Below are 18,602 nucleotides of genomic sequence, written 5' to 3' on the forward strand. Positions count from 1 at the left end.
GTTTTCCTTTCCGTTCATGGCGGCCGGTGCGCCGCGGGGAGTGCCCGCGGCACATCGGCCTTGCAGCGTTGGCTAGACCGACGTGGTGTCGCCCTGGGCCCGCCGCGCGTTCTTGTCTTTGATGGCGAATCCTTCCGGCCGGGGCTTGCCCAGCACCAGCAGATCCACCTGCTCGTTGGTCAGCGTCCGGTTGTGCTTGCGCCGCAGCAGGAAGAACACCACTCCCACCACAATCCAGATCAGCAGGGCGGTCATGGACTCCGGGCCGAGCATGGCGGGCGAGCCGGGCAACAGCAGCAGCGCCATGAAGGACACCGAGATGACCGCGCCGACCATGCTGAGCACCTTCTTCGTCGTCGAACGTGTGCCCTCCAGGTCACCCGGGCGGGGTGCCGAGCCGGAGCTGCGGAAGAGCTTGAAGGCGCACAGGCAGGTGTACAGGTAGGCCACGGTGACGCCGACGGCGGACATGTTGACCACCCATTCCAGCGCGGCCCGGCCGAACCACGGGGTCACCAGGCAGAAGGCGCCGACAAACAGGATGCCCACGTACGGCGTCTTGTGCTTCGGGTGCAGCTTGGCGAAGACCTGCGGGACCATCTGCGCCCGGCCCATGGCCAGCAGGATCCGGCTGGCGGAAACGTAGAAGCCGTTCAGGCCGGTGGTCACGCCCATGGTGATGCCGATGGCCAGCAGCAGCATGCCGCCGCCGCCCAGCAGACCGGTCACCGCGTCCGCCGTGCCCCAGGCCGACTGGCCCGAAACAAGCGCTTCCCACGGCTCGGCAACAGCGACGGCGGCGATCATGGCCGCGTACAGCACGGCCGCGGCCAGCAGCGCCAGCACGATCAGCTTCATGGCCTTGCTGGCCGGGAAGTCGAACTCCTCGGCGGCCTGCGGCACGTTGTCGAAACCGATGTAGGCCCAGGGCGCAATGGCGACGATGGCCAGGATGGCGGTCAGCGGCGAGACGCCCTCGGGAAAGGCCGGTGCGGCGTTGCTGACCAGGCTCTCCGGGTGGATCAGCACGGCCGTCAGGATGCAGCCCACGGCGATCAGCATGATCACGCAGGCGATGAACTGGACCCGGCCGGACAGCGCGGTGCCGCGGATGTTCAGGTAGGCGAAGACCACCAGCGCGGTGATCGAGATCAGCACTTCCACCATGTACACGTCGAAGCCGGCGATGGTGTAGAGGTAGCCCTGCTGGACCACTCCGGGCAGCAGTTTCCGGAACAGCAGCGCCAGCGCCGAGGCGTTCAGCGCCACGATGCAGGTGTAGCCCAGGGTCAGGAACCAGCCGCAGAAGAAGGCGTGGGTCCGGCCGAAGCCGACCAGCGCGAACGCCAGCTCGCCGCCGGAGACGGGGAAGCTGCGGATGAGGAAGCCGTAGCTGACGGCGATCAGCACCATCAGCCCGCCGCCGATCAGGAAGCCGCTCATCGCGCCCACCGGTCCCGCCGCGGCGATCCAGTCGGTGGGCAGGATGAACGCGCCCCAGCCGACGGCCGAGCCAAGCGCGATGGCCCAGACCCAGCTGGGCTTGAGGGTCTTGGCCAGCCGTTCGGGCTGGTCGGGTCCGGGGGTTGCCGCCGGTCCGGTTGAAGCTCCGCTGCCGGCCACGTTGCCGGTCTCAGTTGTTGCTTTCATGTAAACCTCATTCTCCAGGGGCAGAAGTCTCTGCCCGTGCTGGCTACAGTCCGAAGGGACCGGGCCTGGTGACGCTGGTTTGGGATTGCAAAACGCTGATGATCGCTACATTCACGACGTCGGCCGCGGTGCAGCCGCGGGAGAGGTCGTTGACGGGCAGGGCGAGCCCCTGCAGGATCGGCCCGTAGGCCGCCGCTCCGCCGAGCCGCTGGGTGATCTTGTAACCGATGTTGCCCGCGGCGAGATTGGGAAAGATGAAAACGTTGGCGTGCCCGGCGACGCCGGAGTCCGGCGCCTTGCTGCGGGCCACGGATTCGAGCAGGGCGGCGTCGAACTGCAGTTCGCCGTCGACGGCCAGCCCCGGCTCCCGCTCCCGCACGATGTCGGTGGCCTCGCGGACCCGGGACACGCTGGCATGGTCGGCGCTGCCCATGGTGCTGAAGGACAGCATGGCCACCTGCGGCTCCTCGCCGGTGAGGGCCGCGAACGTGCGGCTGGTGGCGACCGCCACCTCGGCGAGCTGGCCGGCGTCGGGCTCCGGCAGCACGGCGCAGTCGCCGTAGCCGAACGTCCGGCCGTCCTGCAGGTGCATCAGGAAGCTGCTGCTCACGCAGTCCGATCCCTCCGCCGTGCCGACCACGCGCAACGCCGCGCGCAGGACGTCGGCGGTGGGCCGGTTCGCGCCGGCAACGCAGGCATCGGCGTCACCCGCGGCCAGCGCCGCCATGGACAGGTACAGCGGATCCGCCAGCCACCCCTCGATCGTTCCGGGTTTGCGTCCGGCGGCGCGCTCGGCGAGAAGCTCCCCCGCCCCGGAGCGGCTCACCTGCTCCGGGGCCAGGATAACGACGTCGGCAGGTAGCCTGACGCCGGCGGCCGCGGCCGAGCGGCGGATTTCGGCCGGCTCGTCGACCAGCACGGGCACAATGCCCAGGCCGGCCAGCTCCGCGGCGGCGGCGAGGACGCGTTCGTCCCGCCCGTCCGCCAGCACCACCCGGTTCCGGTCCCCGGCGAGCCGGGCGACCCAGCCGGCCTGCAGCTGGTTGTCCGCCAGCTGCTGGTCATCGGCCAGCTGGTTGTCCGCCAGTTGCTTCTCCGCCAGCCGGCGGCCGGCCACCTGCGTGGTCATGCCGTGCACCGCCCCACCGCCGGTCCGGAGACCCTAATCGACATCATTGCCTAGAGCCCCAGATGCTTGTCCGTGGCGGACATGACGTGGTCCACCTTGGTCAGCAGGTCATCCAGCACGGCCTGGTCGGCGACGAGTGGCGGCGAGAGCACCAGCATGGTGGCGCCACGGTTGTCCGGGCGGGTGATGAGGTTGACCTCCCGCATTGCCTTGGGCATCACGCTGCCGAGGAGCTCCTTGGACTGTTCGGGCGTCAGGGTCCGTCCGGTCTCGCGGTCGCCGGTGAGCTCGATGGCGTAGAAGAAGCCGGTGCCGCGCCACTCCAGCACACTGCGGTGCGCGTCGCGGATCTGGTTGAGCCCTGCCTGGAAGTAGGGTTCGAGGCTGCGCACATTGCCGGGGATGTTCTCTTCCTGCAGGGCGCCGAGGTTGGCCACCGCCACCGCCGTCGATACCGGGTGTCCGCCCCAGGTGGCGCCATGGGTGAAGATGCCGGCGGCCGGGGAATCCAGCAGCGCGTTGGCCAGCGGGGTGCGGATGAGGACTCCGCCCAGCGGCGCGTAGCCGGAGGTGGAACCCTTGGCGAAGGTCAGCAGGTCCGGAACGACGTCGTACTTTGTGCTGCCGAACCACTCGCCCAGACGGCCGAAGCCGCAGATGACCTCGTCCGCGACCAGCAGGATGCCGAAGCGGTCGCAGATGGCGCGCAGTTCCTGCCAGTAGCCCGGCGGCGGGACCAGCGCGCCGCGGGAGTTCTGCACCGGCTCGGCGAACAGGGCGGCGATGGTGTGCGCGCCCTCTTCCTCGATGACCTGCAGGATGGCCTGGATGCTGGGCAGGTCCGCCGCCGTGCCACCCTCGGGGATGGTCTCGCCGAGCGTGTTCGGCACGTGCCGCACGCCGGGCATCAGCTCGCCGAAGGCTTCCTTGTAGGCGGGGATGCCGGTGACGGCGAGCGCGCCCAGGGTGGTGCCGTGGTAGGCCATGTTGCGGGCGATGATCTTGGTTCGCTCGGGCTGGCCCTGGCTGCGGTGGTACTGGCGGGCAAACTTGATCGCGGATTCCACGGCCTCGGAACCTGAGTTGACGAAGAACGTCACGTCCAGGTCGCCCGGCGCCAGGCTGGCGATGGTGGTGGCGGCCTCGACGGCTGCCGGGTGGGCGGAACCCCAGTTGGTCCAGTACGCCAGCTTGGACATCTGCTTGGTGGCGGCGGCGGGGATGTCGGTGCGGCCGTGGCCCATGTTCACGCAGAACAGACCGGCCAGGCCGTCCAGGAAGCGGTTGCCGTCCTCGTCGATGAGGTAGCAGCCCTCGCCGCTGACGATGATGGGCAGGTTAGGGTCCCGCCAGGCTTTACCGGTGGTGAAGTGCGGAAACAGGTGCCGCTGGGCAAGCGTGCGGTTCTCTGAGTTAGTCACGGGACCCTCCAGTCGAATTCTTTACGATGCATCAGCACTGGGCTGATCGGACCACCATGACCGGATCATGGTGTGGTGTGTATCACTCTGGACTATTGCCAGGACCCACCAAAGACCCAGAATGGGATGACTTTTTAGGTACCAGATCCGCGGTAGACCCGCGGCACCCGCGCCGCGATGCGGGTCAGCACCTCGTACGGAATGGTTCCGGCCGCGTCAGCCCAGTCATCGGCGCTCGGCTCGCCGTCGTCGCCCGGGCCGAACAGGACCACCCGGTCCCCCGCCGCAACCGCGTCATCGCCGACGTCGATGATGAACTGGTCCATGCAGACCCGCCCCGTGACGCGGTAACGCCCGCCGCCCACCTGCACCTGGCCAGCACCGCTGGCACTGCGGAAAACGCCGTCGGCATAGCCCAAGGGCACGACGGCGAGAGTGGTCTCCTTGGGCAGAATCTCGGTGTGGCCGTAGGAGACGCCGGACCCGGCCGGGGCGCGCTTGGTCTGGACGATTGCTCCGGCCAGGGTCATCGCCGGGCGCAGGCGCGGCATGCCCTTGCGATGTTCCACGGGAATCGGATTGATCCCATAGGTCGCGATGCCGGGGCGGACCATGTCGAAATGGCTCTCGGGCAGGGACAGCGTCGCCGCCGAATTGGCGATATGTCGCAGCGTCGGGCGCAGGCCTGCGGCACGGGCTATGTCGGTGGCCTCCTTGAAGACGCGCAGCTGGGCCGCCAGGGACGGATGTCCGGGCTCGTCTGCGCAGGCCAGATGGGACCAGAGCCCCACCACCCGGACCAGTCCGTCCGCTTCCGCTCTCCGGGCGGCTGCCACCAGCTCGGGCCAGTCCGCGGGGGCCGCACCGCCGCGCCACATTCCGGTATCCGCCTTCAAATGAACGACGGCGGGAGTGCCTGCCGCCTGGGCCCCCTGGATGATTTCGGCCAGCTGGTCCGTGCCGTAGGCCGCCAGTTCGATGTCCCGCCGGATTGCCGCGGCATAGTCCGTTCCCGGCGAGGCGAGCCACGAAAAGATCGGCGCGGTGACGCCGGCGTCGCGCAGGGCGAAGGCCTCTTCGAGCACGGCGGTTCCCAGACGAGTGGCACCGCCGGCCAGCGCTGCCTGGGCCACGGGTACCAGGCCGTGGGCGTAACCGTCTGCCTTCACCACGGTCATCAGCTCGCCGGACCGGGCCACCGATCGCAGCATCGTGACGTTCTGGCTGATGGCGTCCAGATCGATGATGGCGACGCGCTGCGGATGCGGCTGCGGCTGCGAAGGGATTTCAGCAGGGGGCCGGCTTGCCAGTGTTTCTGTCATGATTGCTCCTTTTGTGTGGAGGTTCGCTGGAATTGCGGGTGTATTAGTGGGTCTGTCTTGGGTGGGTCGGGCGCGCGGGAGCGCACCCGGTATCAACACTGTGGGTCACTGGGATCGGCCACGGACAGGGCCAGTCCGGCCCCATTGTTCAGGTACCAGCGGGGCAGCCCAGGACGATCCTCAGTCCGCCGGGAAACGGTCCGTCAGTGTCAGCCCGCTGGCTTTAGTACGTCAGTTCGGCGATGACCTTGCCAAGCCGCTCGACGCCCGGCCGGATGTCGGCGATGTCGATGGCGGCGAAGCCGAGCCGGAAGCATTCGCGGTTGGCCAGCGGATCGGCGAAGAACACGTCGCCGCGCTCGATCACCACGCCAGCCTCGAGGGCCTTTTCGGCGAGCTGGACGCAGTCGAGCCCCTCGGGTCCGCGGAGCCAGATGCTCACGCCGCCCGGCGGTGCGTTGACGTTCCAAGGCAGCACCTCATCCAGTGCCTCGGTGAGGACGACCCATTTGCGCTGCAGCTGGGTCCGCCGTCGTCGGATGGTCCGGCGGTACTGGCCGGATTCGATGAGCAGGGCCATCGCCCGCTGCAGGTGTCCGGAGATATGCCGCAGCCGGTAGCGGCGCTGGTTCCGCAGCTCGGCCACCAGCTCCGCGTCGGCCACCAGGTAGCCCAGCCGCAGCCCCGGCGCAAGGAACTTCGTGAAGGATCCGAGGTAGATGACGCGTTCGCTGTTGGGCAGCGCCTTGAGTGCCGGCGTCGGCTTTCCGCGGTAGCGGAACTCGCTGTCGTAGTCGTCCTCGATGATCAGGGCGTCCGCGGCACGGGCGTCGGCGAGGATCTGGTGCCGGCGCGCGCCGGACAGCGTCACATTGGTGGGGCTGTGGTGGCTGGGCGTGAGGTACAGCAATCCGATGCCGTCCAGCCGCTCCGGCGGTACCAGGCCGGCGTCGTCCACCGGCAGCGGCCGCAGCTCGGCGCCGGCGCGGACAAAGGTGTGCCGGGCATCCGTGTAGCCCGGGTCCTCCACCCCGACGACGGTTCCGGGCTCCATGATGGTGTGCGCCAGCAGGTCCAGCCCCTGCTGCGACCCCGAGGTGATCAGGACGTTCTCCGGAGCTGCTTCGATGCCGCGGGCGGGCAGGACCTGCTGGCAGAGCATCCGGACCAGCAGCGGATCGTCCTCGTCGACGCCGTCGCGCAGGCTGTAGTGCAGGTGCGGCGGATCCAGCGCGTCGCGCAGCGCCTTGGCCCAGCCGAGCCGCGGAAAGTCCTTCTCGTCCACCTGGCCGGCCACAAACGGATACGGATAGGAGACCCAGTCGCGCACCTTGGTGATCTCGGGCATGCCGGCATCCAGGCGGCGGCCCAGATGCCGGGACCAGTCCACCTTCTCGGCGCGCGCAGCCGTGCCGCCGTCAGCCGGAGCGGCGCCGTGCAACATCTGCAGGTTGACGAAAAACCCGCGCCGGGCGTGTGGCTCGATGATTCCCTGCGCCTGCAGTTCCTGGTACGCCGCGTTGACGGTATTGCGCGAAAGCCCCAGTTCACGCGCCAACTCCCGCGAGGAGGGCAGCGGCAACTCGGGGTTCAGGCCGCCGCTGATGATCTGGTGCTCCAGCGCCTCGCGCAGTTGCCGGTAGAGCGGCGCGGTGCTGTCTTCGTTGATGGAGATCGGCGTTCGTACGACGGCGGACGCGACGGCGGATACCTGCGCCTGCGCCGCCCGTGCCTGCCGGTCCGTCTCCCCGCTCCCGGCGCTAATCACTGTCTGCCGGCAGCCCGGGATCCTCATCCAGCCGGACATGGTCGCGGGGCACCACTACCATCGGGACCGGCAGAGCACGCAGCATCTTGTTCGCCGTCGCGCCCAGGAAGATCCTGCTGCGTGCCGCGAGCCGGCTGGAACCGATCACCACCACTTCGCTCTCGTCCCAGTCCAACCGTTCGATGGCGTCCTCGATGGAGTCGCCGCTTGCCACTGCCGCGGTCACCAAAGTCCGCTTGGCTACGCCCTCCACGGCCTTAGCCAATGCGATCTCCGCGTGGCTCTTCGCCCAGCTCTCAACGTCTGCCGCCGACCGGCCAGATCCGGCGTCGAGCGTCACCAGGGAAATCACCCGCAGCGGGACGTGGCGCATCGCCGCCGCCTCGATAGCCACGTCGAGCAAGGTCTCGGCGCCGGGCCGTGTCCCGAGCGCGCACGTGAGCCGAGTGATGTCGCGGGGCGGGCGGTAGCCGGAGGGAGCCAGCGCCACCGGCACCGGGGAGGCGTGCAGCAGCGCGTTCGCTACCGACCCGACAGTGAATCGCTTGAACAAGCCCTTGCTGGCGGCGCCGACCACGATCAGCCTCGCCCCGAATTCCTCCGCCGCTTCGATCAGGCCCTCCGCGAAAGAATCCGCGGTCCGGATGTGCTTGCGCGCGGTGACGTCCGCCGGCACGAGCGCCAGCGCCTTGTCCAGCCAGGCGTCGGCCTGTCCGGCAAGGTACTGCTGGTATTCGCGCTCCTGCGCCAACCGGAGCTGGTCTCCCGGTCCGGGGAGGACATGCACCAGATCAAGCTCCGCGCCGGGCGCCCGGGCGAGGGCACGCGCCAGGGCAATGGCTTCGCGGCCGCGTTCGTCCTCGGTACAGCCGACCACGTATCGCATCTATCCAGCCTCCATTGGCTCAGGCCGCGCGCGACGGCACCGTTGCATCGTGTCCGCCCATCACTACCAGCCGAGGGTGTGGGTTGGAAACACCAGCACCCATTATGACGTACGTCACCGCCACTAACGACGGCGCAATTTTAGTCCTCCGGGGAGTGCTGGGCGAGGAAGGAATACACTTCCGTCTCGTCCACGCCGGGGAACGCGCCCTGGGGCATGGCGGCGAGCAGGTGGGTCTGGGCGCGGGCGCTGGGCCAGGCGTGGCCCGACCACTGGTCCAGCAGCGACTTCGGCGGCCGGCGGCAGCACTGCTCGTCCGGGCAGGTGGAGGTGGAGCGCTCCGTGGTGTCCCGGCCGCGGAACCACTTCACGTGGACGTAGGGCACCCCGATGCTCAGCGAGAACTTGCCGGCGGCGGACCGCTCGGTGCGGGCGGTGCACCAGAACGTTCCCACCGACGTGTCCGTGTACTGGTTGTAGGCGCTGAACTGGTCCGGCACCTCGAACACCGCGCGCGAGGTCCAGTAGCGGCAGATGCTCTGCCCCTCGATCGCGCCGATGTGATCCGACGGGAAGTTCACGCCGTCGTTCTCATAAGCCTTGTGGATGATGCCGCTTTCATGGACCTTCTGGAAGTGCACCGAAATGCCCAGGTGCTCGGTGGCGAGGTTGGTGAAGCGGTGCGCCGCGGTTTCATAGGAAACCGCGAACGCGTCGCGGATGTCCTCCACAGCCAGTTCCTTGGCGTTCTTCGCCTGCTGCAGAAAGTCCACCGTGGCCTTCTCCGGCATCATCAGCGACGCGGCAAAATAGTTGGTCGCGACGCGCTGCCGGAGAAATTCGGCATAATTTTCCGGCGTCTCGTGGCCGAGCACGTAGTGGCCCAGGGCCTGCAGGAGGATGGAACGGGTACTGTGCTCGGAGCGCTGCGACTGCGTGAGGTAGATCCGCATGTTCTTTAAATCCGTCACCGAACGGGTGGAATGCGGCAGGTCTGACACGTCGTGCAAGCTGAAACCCAGGTGGGCCGCGATGTCCGCGACGAGGTGGTGTGACAGCGGGCCGGTGGTGTGGCCCACGGCCTTGAGCACCCGCTCGGCCTCCTGCTCGATCTCCGGGAAGTAGTTGTTCTGCTCGCGCATTTTCTTCCGCAGCTCGGCATTGGCGCGGCGGGCTTCCTCCGGTGTGGCGAGCTGTTCATTGAGCCTGCGCTCCAGCTCGCTTTGCAGGCCCAGGAGCGATTCGAGCACATCCATGGGCAGCCTTGAGCTGATGCGGACCTTGGGCAGGCCGAGCGACTGGTAGAGCGGCCCGCGCTGGGCGCGTTCCAGCTCGATTTCCAGGGCAGCGCGGCGGCTGGGCGGTTCGGTGCCCAGCAGCTGGTCCATGCTGACTTCGAGGGCCTTGGCGAGCGACTGCAGCAGGCCGAGTTTGGGCTCGCGCTTGCCGTTCTCGATCAGCGACAGCTGCGACGGCGCGGTGCCGACGGCGGCGCCCAGGTCGTCAAGCGTCTTGCCTTGCGACTTACGCAAGTGCCGCACGCGGCGACCGAGGCTGATCAGGTCGATGTCGCCGTCGTTGGTTGGCTCGACGGGGGCCTTCGCGGGACGGTGCCAGCTGGTAGAAGTCATTTCTTGAGGATACGCGAAGAAATGCAAATCTTTCCAGCATTTTGGTCTAGATAACCCCTTGCAAGGTACGGAATAGTCGTTTTCACGAAGAAGTTCGGCATTCAAGCCGTAACTGAAGTCACCCGGCAGGGACGTCGGGGAAACCAAGGAGAAGCGCAATGACAGCATCATTTGAGCCGGCACCGCAGACAGCTGAAGAAGCAGCCAAGGCACTGGAGCTCGAGTGGGCCGCCAATCCCCGCTGGGAGGGCATCACTCGTGACTATTCCGCAGCGGATGTCGTCCGCCTCCGTGGCCGTGTGCAGGAAGAGCACACCCTGGCCAAGCGCGGTTCCGAGAAGCTGTGGAAGCAGCTGACCGAGGAAGCCAAGACCGGGCAGTACACCAACGCCCTGGGCGCCCTGACCGGCAACCAGGCCGTGCAGCAGGTCAAGGCCGGGCTCCGCGCCATCTACCTTTCCGGCTGGCAGGTCGCCGCCGACGCCAACCTTTCCGGCCACACCTACCCGGACCAGTCGCTCTACCCGGCGAACTCGGTGCCGCAGGTGGTCCGCCGGATCAACAACGCGCTGCTGCGTGCCGACCAGATCGAATACTCCGAGGGCATCCAGAGCGTTGAGGACTGGCTGGTCCCGATCGTTGCTGACGCGGAGGCAGGTTTCGGCGGCCCGCTGAACGCCTACGAGCTGATGAAGTCGATGATTTCCTCCGGCGCCTCCGGCGTCCATTGGGAAGACCAGCTCGCCTCGGAGAAGAAGTGCGGCCACCTGGGCGGCAAGGTCCTCATCCCGACGGCCCAGCACATTCGGACGCTGAACGCCGCACGCCTGGCCGCCGACGTCGCCGGCACCCCGAGCGTCATCATCGCCCGGACCGATGCCGAAGCAGCCACGCTGATTACCTCGGACGTGGACGAGCGGGACCGCGAGTTCATCACCGGCGAGCGCACCCCGGAGGGCTTCTACAAGGTCCGCAACGGCATCGAGCCGTGCATCGCCCGGGCCAAGGCCTACGCCCCGTACTCCGACCTCATTTGGATGGAGACCGGAACGCCGGACCTGGAGCTGGCCCGCAAGTTCGCCGAGTCCGTCAAGGCGGAGTTCCCGGACCAGATGCTCTCCTACAACTGCTCCCCGTCCTTCAACTGGAAGAAGCACCTGGACGACGCCACCATTGCGAAGTTCCAGCGCGAACTCGGCGCCATGGGCTTCACCTTCCAGTTCATCACGCTTGCCGGCTTCCACGCCCTGAACTACTCGATGTTCGATCTGGCCCACGGTTACGCACGTGACGGCATGAGCGCCTACGTCGAGCTGCAGGAAAAGGAATTCGGCGCAGAAGACCGCGGCTACACCGCAACCAAGCACCAGCGCGAAGTAGGCACCGGCTACTTCGACCAGATCGCAACTGCCCTCAACCCGAATGGCAGCACCCTGGCTTTGGTGGGTTCCACCGAAGAAGGCCAGTTCCACTAAACAGTTTTCCCATCGACGAAGCAGCTGATGCCCCTTTCGAGGGCCGAATAGGGCATCAGCTGCCCACTCGATGGACATTTCCTTAGGAGTAAGTGCCATGAACGATCCGATCACCTTGAACGGCATCACGCTGACCGCTACGCCCGTACGGCGCCAGGAGGAAATCCTGACCCCGCAGGCACTGGACTTCGTCGCCCGCCTGCACAAGGCCACCGCCGGCCGCCGCGAGGAACTGCTGCAGCTGCGCAAGGACCGCCGCCGCTGCATCGCCAAGGGCCACGACCCGAAGTTCCTGCCCGGCACCCGGAGCATCCGCGAGGACGAGTCCTGGCAGGTTGCCCCGCCCGCACCCGGGCTGGAGGACCGCAGGGTGGAAATCACCGGGCCGGTGGAGAAGAAGATGACCATCAACGCGCTCAACTCCGGCGCGAAGGTCTGGCTCGCGGACATGGAAGACTCCTCCACCCCGTCCTGGTCCAACGTCATCAACGGACAGCTGAACCTCACCGACGTGCTGGACCGGAAGATCGACTTCACTTCGCCCGAGGGCAAGGAGTACAAGGTTCATGGCACGCGGCTGACCGACCTGCCCACCATTGTGGTCCGGCCGCGCGGCTGGCACCTGCCGGAGAAGCACATGCTGGTCGGCGGTGAGCCGGTGGCCGGCGGGATCGTGGACTTCGGGCTCTACTTCTTCCACAACGCCCAGCGGCTGATCGCCCAGGGCCGCGGACCCTACTTCTACCTGCCGAAGATCGAGAACCACCTCGAGGCACGGCTGTGGAACGACATCTTCATCCTGGCGCAGGACATGCTGGACATCCCGCAGGGCACCATCCGGGCCACCGTCCTGATCGAGACCATCACGGCAGCGTTCGAGATGGAGGAGATCCTCTACGAACTGCGCGAGCACGCTTCGGGCTTGAACGCCGGCCGCTGGGACTACATCTTCTCGGTGATCAAGAACTTCCGCACCCGCGGCGCCCGGTACGTCATGCCGGACCGCACGCAGGTGACCATGACCGCACCGTTCATGCGCTCCTACACCGAGCAGTTGGTGCGCGCCTGCCACCGCCGCGGCGCCATGGCGATCGGCGGCATGGCGGCCTTCATCCCGAACCGCCGCGACCCGGAAGCCAACTCCATCGCGATGGAGAAGGTCCGCGCGGACAAGACCCGCGAGGCCAACGACGGGTTCGACGGCTCATGGGTGGCCCACCCGGACTTGGTGCCGGTGGCCCGCGACGTGTTCGACTCCGTGCTCGGCGGGCAGCCCAACCAGATCGAACGCCAGCGCGACGACGTCACGCCCGATGACCGCGGCCTGCTGAACATCGCCGGCACGGAGGGAAAGATCACCGAACGCGGCATCCGCACCAATATCGAGGTAGGCATCCGCTACATCGAGTCCTGGCTGCGGGGCAACGGCGCTGTCGCCATCCACAACCTGATGGAGGACGCCGCCACCGCGGAGATCTCCCGCTCGCAGATCTGGCAGTGGATCCGCCAGTCCGCGATCACCGACGAAGGCGAGATCATCAGCCTGGACTGGGTGCAGCGACTGCTGGACGAAGAATTCGCCAAGCTGCCGCGCTTCGAGGACGACCTCTTCGACGACGCACGCGAGATCTTCGAGGAAGTGGCCCTGGGCGAAGAGTTCCCGGCCTTCCTGACCGTCCCCGCCTACGAGCGCTACCTGCACGAAAAGCGCGAAGAGCTCGTCGCCGCCTAACCCGTCCGGCGGCCGGGGAGGACCATCGGCCAGCAACTGCCCTCCCCGCCGCCGGCCTGAACTTTCCGCAGAGCCGTCCGGCCCCTCATTCGCCACAGTTTGCCCGAAAGCCGGGCGGGCCGGATGGCTGTGCGGAAGCACTGGCTAAGTAAATAGGCAACGATGCCCCGGACCACTATGGTTCGGGGCATCCTCCTGTCCTGTCGTGAAGGTTCGCCCGCCCCTCGCGACTCAGCGCCCGTCCCGGCCGTCGCCGTGACGGGTACATCCTTGATCCCGGCTGGCCGCAGTAACAGGATGGAAGCATGGTTCGGTCGCTTACCTTCGATTCCGGGGGAACTTCCTGTGCCGCAACCTTCTACCCATCCGAACAAAGGGGCGTGGGCCCCTGCGTCGTCATGGGGCATGGGTTCACCGGCACCCAGGACCAGCTGGCCGGGTACGCGGCAGCGTTCTCGGAGCAGGGCCTGCATGCACTTACCTTCGATTACCGCCATTTCGGTGCAAGCGACGGGCAGCCTCGCCAAGTCGTCAACGTCTCCCGGCAGATCGAGGACTGGCGGGCCGCCCTGGCGTTGGTCCGCTCCTTATCAGGTGTGGATACGGACGCAATAGGGCTGTGGGGCAGCTCCTTCTCCGGGGGTCACGTCCTGCGATTGGCCGCCGAAGACGCCCGGATCCGGGCAGTGGTAGTCCAAGTACCGGAATTCGGCCTGGGATCCGGAAGTCTGCTCGAGGAGTTCCGAGCCAAGCGGCAACGCAAGAACCTACCGCTGCGGATAATCCTGGGCGTTGCCTTCAAACTGCTCGGCGCTGCTGCCCGCGACGAGCTGCGGGCCCGGCGAGGGCTCGAGCCGCATTATCTGCCGGTCTTCGCACCACCCGGACAAGCGGGTGCTGTGATTGATGCCGACTATGAACGGTTCCTGGCAAGGGCTGCCGAGACAGGACCGACCTGGCGGAATGAGTTTGCACCCAGATTGTTCTTCCGTCCTCCCAGGTACCATCGCGGCACCGCCGAGCGCGTGACAGCACCCCTGCTAGTCTGCGTAGCTGCATACGACATCGAGACGAACCCGCTCGCCGCGGAGTCCGTGGCCCGGGCTGCGCCCCACGGGTATCTCCTAAGCTACCCGGTCGGTCACTTCGGCATCTATGAGGACCCAGTACAGTCAACGGTGATCAGCGACCAGGCCCGATTCCTGCGGCAACACCTGACGTCGGCCCAATGACGCCTGCGAAGGCCTCGTGGATTGCACACGGCAACCCAAGGTCTGGACAGAGAGTGCTGCCCTGCGCCGACTGGGGACCAGAAACGGCGATGGAAAGTCCCCACCCTTATCAGGGCGATTTCAGTTCCGACCGGCTCGTGTCAGGACAAATGCCTGAATTCACCCGGCCTGAGCTCCAGGTAAATCGGCAATACCATCTGGATATGAGTAGTGCCGACCGGCTCGTCGAGCAATTCATTGATCGAGGTCTGCCCCTCTAGCTCGCAGATCTGGCCTCTATCCATCAATTGAGCATAAACGCGGCTAGCGTCCGGAACCCCTAGCCACGCTTTCCTAGGAATAGGGGTGCCCCGGACCATTGCGGTCCGGGGCACCACCGTGTCGACTGCCTGATCTATCCACTGCGCCGCGTGCCGGAAGTTGCCAATCGGCAGGGTCTTGCCGATTCTGGATCAGGCGGGGGCGGGCGCGGCGATGACGGCGTCGATCTGGCCCATAGCCTCCTTCATTCCTTCTTCCATGCCCATGGCGAGCATCTTCTGCAGCTGCTCGGCGGACTCGAAACCAGACACTGTGGTCATTCGGGTCTTGCCGTCGATATTTTCCAGGGTCACGGCGGCGTGGGTAATGCCCATGTCCTCCACGGGTGCCCAGTTCTCGTCGGCGAACCCGTCGTCGAACTCCAACCGGTTCGGAGCCTCGATGGCGGTGAACTTCCACCACCCGCGGGCCTTCTCTCCTTCGGGTCCGGTCATGTAGTAGTTGGCCTTGCCACCGGGCTCGAACTCATGCTTTTCGAAGGTGGCGGGCCAGGTGGGCGGGCCCCACCAGCGCTCGAGCTGGCGCGGATCCTCCCAGATCTGCCAGACGCGCTCAACACTTGCGTCGAACTCCGCGACGATGGTGAAGCGCAGCGCCTCGACGTCCTTTTCCGAACTGATAACCGGCATGATGGTGCCCTTTCTATCCCTCAGCGAGAATGTCGTCGATCCGGGCAACACGCTGTTGCCAGATCTCCTCATAGTCATCGAGCAGCCGCCGCGCCCTTCTCAGCCCTTCGAGATGAATCCGCACCATCTGCTCTCTTCCGCGCTTCTCCTTGGTGACAAGGGAAGCCCGCTCCAGCACCGCCACATGTTTCTGTACGGCGGCAAAACTCATGGCGTATTCGGCAGCCAAGCCCGAGACGGAATACTCGCCGGTGAGGACCCGCGCGACAATGTCGCGGCGGGTGGCGTCGGCGAGCGCCTGGAACAGGCGGTCCAACTCGGCATTGGAAACTTGATCTACAACCATTTGGTTGTAGATTAGTCCCCTACAGCATCAGGGTCAATAGGTAGTGTCTGCCGAAAATTAGGGGTTACGGGATGGAGGCCAGAACCACCGGAGCATGACTGCCCCAGGTGCCGGTGAGAGTGTTGCCGTGGGTGCCAGGTTCATCGGCAACGGGGATGCGGTACAGGGAAAGGGCCAGCAGCCCGGCCGTAATGGTGGTGACCGCACCCACGGTGGCGGGCACCGCCGTCGTAATTTGCGGGACCTCGGTGCCGGGCGTGCCGCTGCCGCGCACACTGACCGAACGCTCGAGGGGTTCGAGCGTGCCGTCTTTGTCGAGAAACAGCTCGGCCTCGGTACCGCCCTGCAGGATTGCCGTGGCGAGTGCCGCCGCGAAGACCGGGTCGCCGCAGGCGTCGTAGATCCAGCGCTTGCCGAGCACGGAGTGTTCCATGGTGCCAGCGAGCCACGGTTCGGCGCCGTCCAGCGGTGCGCCGCGGTAGCTCAGCGGCACTTGCAGGACGGTGCCGTCGTCGAGGCGCAGCAGGTGGACCTCCATGCCGATGTCGCCGATGGGGTCGTCGAAGCGGAATGCGCCGATGGGCTCCAACGCCGGCTGCTCTCCTGATTCCGAACGCTGCTCCCCTATCTGCGGGAACCACGGCTGATCCGGCAGCCATGATGCCAGGAGGTCGATCTTGGAGGGATTCAGGACTGCGTCGTAAATAATGGCCATTCCAGAAGCGTACGAGACTTGGCTAGCGCTGTGGGGTTGGCCACTGGAACCGCCGTGTGTGAGATTGGCCCATCAGCTCGGGCGTAAGATTAACCGGCCGCTTTTTTCTTTCCGGCCCTCCCCTTTCGTGAAACTAGGTACGTTTCCCATGGCACAATTTGCCCAGGCACTCGCGCGCGGTCTGACTGTCCGCCACATCCGGTTCATGGCCCTCGGCTCGGCCATCGGCACAGGCCTGTTCTACGGCTCGGCCGCCGCCATCCAGGCTGCCGGTCCGGCCGTCCTGCTGGCCTACGCGATCGGCGGCGCGGCCGTCTTCCTGGTCATGCGGGCACTGGGCGAGATGGCCGTGCGGCATCCGGTGTCCGGCTCCTTCGGGCAGTACGCGAGCCGTTACCTCGGCCCGTTCGCCGGGTTCATCACCGGCTGGACCTTCGCCTTCGAGATGGCGATCGTGGCCATTGCCGACGTGACGGCGTTCGGCATCTACATGGGCTTCTGGTTCCCGGAGGTCCCGCGCTGGATCTGGATTCTCGCCGTCGTCTGCCTGATCGCGGCGCTGAACCTGATGCGGGTCAAGGTGTTCGGCGAGACGGAGTTCTGGCTGTCGATCATCAAGGTCGCCGCCATTATCGCGATGATCGCTGGCGGTGCCGCGATTGTGGTGTTTGGCTTCGGGCTACCGGACGCGGCGAACCCCGGGCTGGGGACGATGCTCGCCTCGGGCGGTTTCTTTGCCAACGGTTTCTGGGGCCTGCTGGCTTCCTTCTCGATTGTGATGTTCGCGTTCGGCGGGATCGAGACCATCGGCATCACGGCGGGCGAGGCGGAGAACCCGAAGAAAGCCATTCCGGCGGCGATCAACACGGTGCCGGTGCGCATCCTGCTCTTCTACGTCTGCACGCTCGGTGTGCTCATGATGATCTTTCCGTGGAACCAGATCGACGGCGAGACCAGCCCGTTTGTGCAGATCTTCGACGCGCTGGGCATTCCGGCCGCCGCGCACATCCTCAATGCCGTGGTCATCACGGCCGCGATTTCGGCCATAAATTCGGACACGTTTGGGGCCGGCCGGATGATGTACGGCCTGGCGCAGCAGGGCCACGCGCCGGCGTCATTCGCACGGATCTCCCGTCACGGGGTGCCGTGGATGACGGTGGCGACGATGACCGCGGTGCTGCTGGTCGGCGTCGTCCTCAATGTGCTGCTGCCCGACTCCCTATTCCTGATCATCGCGTCGATCGCCACCTTCGCCACCGTGTGGGTGTGGCTGATGATCCTGCTCTCGCACATCGCGATGAAGCGCGAGATTGCGCGGAAGAAGCTGCCGGCCTCGGAGTTCGCCGTGCCGTTCTGGCCCGTGGCGTCCTACGCGGCACTGGCGTTCATGGTGTTCGTGGTGGTGCTACTGGGCATCATGCCGGACACCCGCGTGGCGCTGGTTGTCGGAGTGGCGTGGATCGCGGTGCTGTTTGTGGCGTACCACTTCGGCATCAAGGGCAAGGGCCATGTGCGGGCCGAGCTGGTGGACGAGACCGCCACCGGCACCGTCCAGCCGGAATACATCGACCGTTAGAAATGTTGACGTGTCCATGAAGATTGAGATCTGGTCCGACATTGCCTGCCCCTGGTGCTTCATCGGAAAGCGCCGTTTCGAGAAAGCCCTCGAGAAGTTCGAGCACAAGGACCAGATTGACGTCCAGTGGCGCAGCTACCAGCTGGACCCCAGCCTGCCGGCGCACTACGACGGCACGGAGACCGAGTACCTGAGCCAGATGAAGGGCATGCCGCAGGACCAGGTCCGCCAGATGTTCGCGCATGTCACCGAGCAGGCGGCCGGCGAAGGCCTGGCCTACGATTTCGACAAGATCGTGGTGGCCAACAGCTTCACCGCGCACCGCTTCCTGCACCTGGCCAAGGCCCACAACCTGGACGCGCAGGCCAAGGAAGCGCTGCTGTCCGGCCATTTCGAACACGGCGAAGACATCGGCGACGTGGAGTATCTGATGCGCACCGGCGTCGTACTTGGTCTGAACGAGGCGGAAATCCGCGAGTCGCTCGAGGGCGACCGCTACACCGAGGACGTGCAGGCGGACATCGCCGAGGCCCGTGCGCTCGGCGTGACCGGCGTACCGTTCTTCGTGCTGGACCGCAAGTACGGCATCTCGGGCGCCCAGCCCACCGAAAGCTTCAGCCAGGCGCTGGCGCAGGCCTGGGCGGAACGCAATCCGGTGACCGTGCTCTCCGGAAACAACGACGACGGCGCAATCTGCGGCCCGGACGGCTGCAACTAACCGCACCCCTGGACCGGGGATAATTGCTGATGGGCCGGGAGCTTTCCCGGC

Annotated in this window: 15 protein-coding genes; 5 read left to right on the forward strand and 10 right to left on the reverse strand. The window is 66.4% G+C overall.

All coding sequences use genetic code 11. The features are described from left to right. Nucleotides 1–72 precede the first annotated feature (72 nt). The 7 genes from AC5RWO_RS19245 to AC5RWO_RS19275 all read right to left on the reverse strand — a co-directional run bounded on the left by AC5RWO_RS19245 (nt 73) and on the right by AC5RWO_RS19275 (nt 9,834). A complete protein-coding gene (locus tag AC5RWO_RS19245) occupies nt 73–1,650 on the reverse strand; it encodes an APC family permease (protein ID WP_498733223.1) in 1,578 nt (525 codons plus the stop codon). Between the two features lie 43 nt (nt 1,651–1,693). Further along, entirely contained in the window at nt 1,694–2,779 is a 1,086-nt protein-coding gene (gene pta, locus AC5RWO_RS19250; RefSeq protein ID WP_498733224.1) for a phosphate acetyltransferase, read from the reverse strand. 50 nt (nt 2,780–2,829) lie between these two features. Then, a complete protein-coding gene (locus AC5RWO_RS19255) occupies nt 2,830–4,200 on the reverse strand; it encodes an aspartate aminotransferase family protein (RefSeq protein ID WP_498733226.1) in 1,371 nt (456 codons plus the stop codon). A 134-nt stretch (nt 4,201–4,334) separates the two neighbouring features. Then, complete coding sequence (gene alr, locus AC5RWO_RS19260) at nt 4,335–5,522, reverse strand: alanine racemase (RefSeq protein ID WP_498733228.1); 1,188 nt, start codon at nt 5,520–5,522, stop codon at nt 4,335–4,337. A gap of 223 nt (nt 5,523–5,745) precedes the next feature. Beyond that, nucleotides 5,746–7,329 carry a MocR-like pyridoxine biosynthesis transcription factor PdxR gene (gene pdxR / locus AC5RWO_RS19265; RefSeq protein WP_498733230.1) on the reverse strand — a complete coding sequence of 528 codons (1,584 nt, stop codon included), beginning with the start codon at nt 7,327–7,329 and terminating at the stop codon, nt 5,746–5,748. Next, entirely contained in the window at nt 7,283–8,176 is an 894-nt protein-coding gene (locus AC5RWO_RS19270) for a universal stress protein (RefSeq protein ID WP_498733232.1), read from the reverse strand. Before AC5RWO_RS19270 ends, pdxR begins: the two co-directional genes overlap by 47 nt. Before the next feature lie 140 nt (nt 8,177–8,316). Then, on the reverse strand, nt 8,317–9,834 hold the full coding sequence (locus AC5RWO_RS19275) for a helix-turn-helix domain-containing protein (protein WP_498733234.1): 1,518 nt from the start codon (nt 9,832–9,834) through the stop codon (nt 8,317–8,319). 131 nt (nt 9,835–9,965) lie between these two features. On the opposite strand from AC5RWO_RS19275, the gene aceA reads away from it, so the two are divergent. The 3 genes from aceA (at nt 9,966) to AC5RWO_RS19290 (ending at nt 14,246) form a co-directional block, all read left to right on the forward strand. Beyond that, nucleotides 9,966–11,282 carry an isocitrate lyase gene (gene aceA, locus AC5RWO_RS19280; RefSeq protein WP_498733236.1) on the forward strand — a complete coding sequence of 439 codons (1,317 nt, stop codon included), beginning with the start codon at nt 9,966–9,968 and terminating at the stop codon, nt 11,280–11,282. Nucleotides 11,283–11,379: 97 nt separating this feature from the next. Next, nucleotides 11,380–13,014 carry a malate synthase A gene (gene aceB, locus AC5RWO_RS19285; protein WP_498733238.1) on the forward strand — a complete coding sequence of 545 codons (1,635 nt, stop codon included), beginning with the start codon at nt 11,380–11,382 and terminating at the stop codon, nt 13,012–13,014. Between the two features lie 305 nt (nt 13,015–13,319). After that, on the forward strand, nt 13,320–14,246 hold the full coding sequence (locus tag AC5RWO_RS19290) for an alpha/beta hydrolase (protein WP_498733240.1): 927 nt from the start codon (nt 13,320–13,322) through the stop codon (nt 14,244–14,246). A 452-nt stretch (nt 14,247–14,698) separates the two neighbouring features. On the opposite strand, the gene AC5RWO_RS19295 is transcribed toward AC5RWO_RS19290, so the two are convergent. The 3 genes from AC5RWO_RS19295 to AC5RWO_RS19305 form a co-directional block, all read right to left on the reverse strand. After that, nucleotides 14,699–15,196, reverse strand: a complete 498-nt coding sequence (locus AC5RWO_RS19295; protein ID WP_074700079.1) for an SRPBCC family protein — start codon at nt 15,194–15,196, stop codon at nt 14,699–14,701. Nucleotides 15,197–15,209: 13 nt separating this feature from the next. Next, nucleotides 15,210–15,542 carry an ArsR/SmtB family transcription factor gene (locus AC5RWO_RS19300; RefSeq protein WP_498733242.1) on the reverse strand — a complete coding sequence of 111 codons (333 nt, stop codon included), beginning with the start codon at nt 15,540–15,542 and terminating at the stop codon, nt 15,210–15,212. Nucleotides 15,543–15,606: 64 nt separating this feature from the next. Next, nucleotides 15,607–16,257, reverse strand: a complete 651-nt coding sequence (locus tag AC5RWO_RS19305) for a CG0192-related protein (RefSeq protein ID WP_498733244.1) — start codon at nt 16,255–16,257, stop codon at nt 15,607–15,609. A gap of 148 nt (nt 16,258–16,405) precedes the next feature. Between AC5RWO_RS19305 and AC5RWO_RS19310 the strand changes: the two genes are divergently transcribed. Then, nucleotides 16,406–17,833 carry an amino acid permease gene (locus tag AC5RWO_RS19310; protein ID WP_498733246.1) on the forward strand — a complete coding sequence of 476 codons (1,428 nt, stop codon included), beginning with the start codon at nt 16,406–16,408 and terminating at the stop codon, nt 17,831–17,833. A 16-nt stretch (nt 17,834–17,849) separates the two neighbouring features. Then, a complete protein-coding gene (locus AC5RWO_RS19315) occupies nt 17,850–18,551 on the forward strand; it encodes a DsbA family oxidoreductase (RefSeq protein WP_498733273.1) in 702 nt (233 codons plus the stop codon). Nucleotides 18,552–18,602: the final 51 nt, after the last annotated feature.

The organism is Arthrobacter sp. B055-34, from assembly GCF_059090425.1.

What these genes read in the sequence shown, in the direction of transcription:
- AC5RWO_RS19245 (WP_498733223.1), bottom strand. Translation starts at nt 1,650, where the DNA reads ATGAAAGCAACAACTGAGACCGGCAACGTGGCCGGCAGCGGAGCTTCA.
- pta (WP_498733224.1), bottom strand. Translation starts at nt 2,779, where the DNA reads ATGACCACGCAGGTGGCCGGCCGCCGGCTGGCGGAGAAGCAACTGGCG.
- alr (WP_498733228.1), bottom strand. Translation starts at nt 5,522, where the DNA reads ATGACAGAAACACTGGCAAGCCGGCCCCCTGCTGAAATCCCTTCGCAG.
- pdxR (WP_498733230.1), bottom strand. Translation starts at nt 7,329, where the DNA reads ATGTCCGGCTGGATGAGGATCCCGGGCTGCCGGCAGACAGTGATTAGC.
- AC5RWO_RS19270 (WP_498733232.1), bottom strand. Translation starts at nt 8,176, where the DNA reads ATGCGATACGTGGTCGGCTGTACCGAGGACGAACGCGGCCGCGAAGCC.
- aceA (WP_498733236.1), top strand. Translation starts at nt 9,966, where the DNA reads ATGACAGCATCATTTGAGCCGGCACCGCAGACAGCTGAAGAAGCAGCC.
- aceB (WP_498733238.1), top strand. Translation starts at nt 11,380, where the DNA reads ATGAACGATCCGATCACCTTGAACGGCATCACGCTGACCGCTACGCCC.
- AC5RWO_RS19290 (WP_498733240.1), top strand. Translation starts at nt 13,320, where the DNA reads ATGGTTCGGTCGCTTACCTTCGATTCCGGGGGAACTTCCTGTGCCGCA.
- AC5RWO_RS19295 (WP_074700079.1), bottom strand. Translation starts at nt 15,196, where the DNA reads ATGCCGGTTATCAGTTCGGAAAAGGACGTCGAGGCGCTGCGCTTCACC.
- AC5RWO_RS19300 (WP_498733242.1), bottom strand. Translation starts at nt 15,542, where the DNA reads ATGGTTGTAGATCAAGTTTCCAATGCCGAGTTGGACCGCCTGTTCCAG.
- AC5RWO_RS19305 (WP_498733244.1), bottom strand. Translation starts at nt 16,257, where the DNA reads ATGGCCATTATTTACGACGCAGTCCTGAATCCCTCCAAGATCGACCTC.
- AC5RWO_RS19310 (WP_498733246.1), top strand. Translation starts at nt 16,406, where the DNA reads ATGGCACAATTTGCCCAGGCACTCGCGCGCGGTCTGACTGTCCGCCAC.
- AC5RWO_RS19315 (WP_498733273.1), top strand. Translation starts at nt 17,850, where the DNA reads ATGAAGATTGAGATCTGGTCCGACATTGCCTGCCCCTGGTGCTTCATC.